Below are 3,517 nucleotides of genomic sequence, written 5' to 3'. Positions count from 1 at the left end.
CATCGACGTCGTCAGCCCGCTGTCCACCAGCCCCAGCTGGTCGGCGTACACCGCCTGCCACTTCTGCATCATGCCGTCGTACAGCTCGCGGTGCTGCGGGTTCGGCGTGAACTCGCGGCTCCACTTCACCAGCCGCTCGCCCGTCGAGGCCATATCCGCAAACAGCCCCGCGCCCGCGCCTGCCGCAATTGCGCAGCCGAGCGCTGTCGCCTCTTTCACCTCCGGCACGCGCACCGGCAGGCCGGTGACGTCGCTTAAAATCTGGCTCCACAGGGCCCCTTTTGACCCGCCGCCCGCGAAGACCAGGCTCTCAAACGTCACGCCGGAGAAGCGCGAGATCTGCGCCAGGTTGCAGGCCGAAACAATCGCCGCATTCTCCTCCAGGGCGCGGAACAGCGTCGCTTTGTTGCACTTTTCCGGGTCAATGGAGAGGTTAATAAACGACGGCGCGGCGTGGTACCACTGCTTAAAATGCATCGCGTCGGAGAAGATCGGCATCACCCCGTGGGAGCCCGCCGGCACGCGGCTCGCCATCTCTTCCAGCAGGGAATAGGTATCCATCCCCATCCGTTCGGCAATCAGCTTTTCCTCGGCGCAGAAGGCGTCGCGGAACCAGCGCATGGTCAGCCCGGTAAAGAAGCTGATCGACTCCGCCTGCGCCATGCCGGGGATAACGTGCGGGTTCACGCGGATGTTCATCTCGGGGTCGGTGCGCACCTGCGGCAGGTTTACGACCTGCTGCCAGAAGGTACCGCCCAGCACCGCGGTTTGTCCGGCGCGAACCACGCCCAGCCCCAGACAGCCCAGCTGCACGTCGCCGCCGCCCATCACCACCGGGGTGCCTTCGCGCAGGCCGCTCTGCTGCGCGGCCTCATTGGTGATAGCGCCCAGCACGGTGCCGGTCTCTTTCACCGGTGAGAGGATATCGGCGCGCAGGCCGGCCATGTCGAGCAGTGCCGGCCGCCAGTCGCGGGAGAAGAGATCCAGCATGCCGGTGGTGCCCGCGTTAGACGGGTCGACCGCCAGCTCGCCCGAGAGCTTCGCCGCCAGCCAGTCGCTGATCATGGTGATGGTGGCGGCCTTGCGGTAAATATCCGGGCGATGGTGTGCCAGCCACAGCAGGCGCGGCATGGCGCTCAGCGCCAGCGTCTGGCCGGAAACGTCATACACTTCGGATTCAAAACGGTCGTCGTGGATCTCTTTGAGTTCGGCGACCTCGCGGCTGGCGCGGGCGTCGACGTTGGCGCAGGCCCAGATGGCCTCGCCGTTGCGGTCATACAGCACTATCCCTTCGCGCATCGAGCAGCAGGCGACGGACTGAATATCCGCCGCGCTCAGGTGCGCACGTTCCAGCGCCTGATAAATACACTGGCAGGCCAGCCGCCAGTTGGTCTCCAGGTCGAACTCCATCGACCCCGGCACGTTCTCCACGCTCAGGTGCTTCCACTCGGCCTGACCGACGGCAATCTGGTTGCCCTGTAAATCGAAAATCACGGCGCGAATGCTGCCTGTCCCTGCATCTAACGCTAAAAGGTAACTCATGAGCTTGCCTCGTTGTTAGCGCAGGGCAACCCCGTTACGTCAGGGCCAGCACCGCGCGGGCTGTCGTCTCCTCCGTCACCAGGCCATTGATACGGCGGCCCTTCAGTGCGGCATAAATCGCATCGGCTTTCTCTTCTCCTCCGGCCACGCCAACGATGGTGGGCAGCTGCGCCAGTTCATCGAGCGTGACGCCCAGCAGTTCTTTGTGGATCTCCAGCTCTTCAACGCACTCGCCCTCGGCATTGAGGAAATAGCCGAGAATGTCGCCGACCGCCCCTTTGCGGGCGTACATCAGCTGTTCACCTTCGCTGATATAGCCGGAGCGCAGTATCGTGGCATCGCGTCGCTGGTTCACCGAACCAATCCCGACCACCGCCACGTCGGCAGCGGTGGCGGCGAGGATCACGTCCCGCACGCTGGTTTCACGCTTTAAGATCCCGGCCACCTCGGCAGATGACACGCGAAGCGGGGCGGGGATCATGCTCACGCTGCAGGCCGCGTCCAGCTGGCCGATACCGGTCATATACGGCCCCACGCCGCCGGAGAGCGTCACCAGGCGGATCTGCTGTGAGCTGATAAAGCCGCTCAGGTGCTGCAGGCTGCTCATGGTGGTTTCACCAAACCCCACCGCCAGCAGCTGGCCGGGCTCCAGTACGCCCATCAGCGACTGCGCCGCGCCAATGCCGAGCCGCACGTTCATCGGCGGGGTATTCAGGGCGGGCATCACGCGCACCAGCTTCAGGCCAAAGCGCTGCTGGAGCTCGGTTTCCAGCGCCAGGCAGCCCTCGTAGCGGGAGTTGATCTGCACGCGGATCACCCCGGACTGACGGCCCTTCTCCAGCAGGCGGGAGATCTTCAGGCGCGGCAGCCCGAGCCGCTCGCCGATGTCGTTTTGGGTCAGCCCGTCGTGGTAGTAGCACCAGGCCACGCGCGCCACCAGCTCTTCTTCCGCCAGCGCCAGCCCGGCAAACCGTCCTTCTTCCGCAGTGCGTTTATCGCTCATAATTGAACTCTTATAAAAATTTAGATCATATGTTCGTGATGGCGCGAAGGGAAAATGTGAGCCACGCGACAAAACGGATCTTTTAGATCGTTTCTGGTTTATCTGTATCTCAATCGATAAAACTGTGATCCCTGCACGGTTGTAAATATAGTTCACCGTCTACGCTTTTGAACATTATTAAATGTAAAAATCATTTGTTCAATAGCGGAGCGATGATGACACCACTTCTCGACGCGCGAAATATCAGCAAGCAGTTCTCAGGGGTGCCGGTTCTGAAAGGCATTGATTTCACGCTGCTTGCGGGCCAGGTGCACGCCCTGATGGGCGGGAACGGCGCGGGAAAATCGACGCTAATGAAGATCATCGCCGGGGTGGAAACGCCGGACAACGGTGAACTTTCTGTCGAGGGGCAGTCATATGCGCGGCTCACGCCCGTGCAGGCGCACAGGTTAGGCATTTACCTGGTGCCGCAGGAGCCGCTGCTGTTCCCCAACCTGACGGTGCGGGAAAACATCCTGTTCCGCCTGCCGCGCGAACGCGATCTGGAAAAGCGGCTGGCGGAGAAGCTCCAGCAGCTGCAGTGCCCGGTTAGCCTCGACGCCGCCGCCAGCACCCTGGAAGTGGCGGATCAGCAGATGGTGGAGATCCTGCGTGGCCTGATGCGCAACGCCAGGATCCTGATCCTCGACGAACCCACGGCCTCCCTCACGCCGGGCGAAACCGAGCGGCTGTTTCGCCAGATCCGCGCCCTGCAGGCACTCGGCGTCGGGATTGTTTTTATCTCGCACAAGCTGCCGGAAATTCGCCAGTTGGCGAGCCACGTCTCGGTGATGCGCGACGGTGCGGTCGTGCTGAGCGGCGAAACCGCGCAGTTTGACGACAGCGCCCTGATCGCCGCCATGACGCCGGTAAGCCGCGATAAATCTCTCAGCGATACGCAGAAGCTGTGGCTGGCGCTGCCGGGCAACCGCC

The 3,517-nt window shown here is 62.8% G+C and carries 3 protein-coding genes; 1 reads left to right on the top strand and 2 read right to left on the bottom strand.

Annotated features, from left to right (window positions below):
• Both lsrK and lsrR read right to left on the bottom strand, forming a co-directional pair.
• The coding region (gene lsrK, locus ENTMO_RS0121050; RefSeq protein WP_010435858.1) for an autoinducer-2 kinase at positions 1 to 1,542 on the bottom strand (1,542 nt) is incomplete at its 3' end.
• Positions 1,543 to 1,576: 34 nt separating this feature from the next.
• On the bottom strand, positions 1,577 to 2,545 hold the full coding sequence (gene lsrR / locus ENTMO_RS0121045) for a transcriptional regulator LsrR (RefSeq protein ID WP_010435856.1): 969 nt from the start codon (positions 2,543 to 2,545) through the stop codon (positions 1,577 to 1,579).
• 215 nt (positions 2,546 to 2,760) lie between these two features.
• On the opposite strand from lsrR, the gene ENTMO_RS26775 reads away from it, so the two are divergent.
• Positions 2,761 to 3,517, top strand: a 757-nt coding sequence (locus ENTMO_RS26775; protein ID WP_010435854.1) for an ATP-binding cassette domain-containing protein, incomplete at its 3' end; no start/stop codon positions are given.

It is taken from the genome of Enterobacter mori LMG 25706 (assembly GCF_000211415.1).
GTDB lineage: Bacteria > Pseudomonadota > Gammaproteobacteria > Enterobacterales > Enterobacteriaceae > Enterobacter > Enterobacter mori.
Note: the sequence above shows the minus strand (reverse complement) of the source record. Positions and strands in the feature narration are given on the sequence as shown.

Bases quoted from the DNA above. Each gene is read 5' to 3' on its own strand.
- lsrR (WP_010435856.1), bottom strand. From the start codon at position 2,545: ATGAGCGATAAACGCACTGCGGAAGAAGGACGGTTTGCCGGGCTGGCG.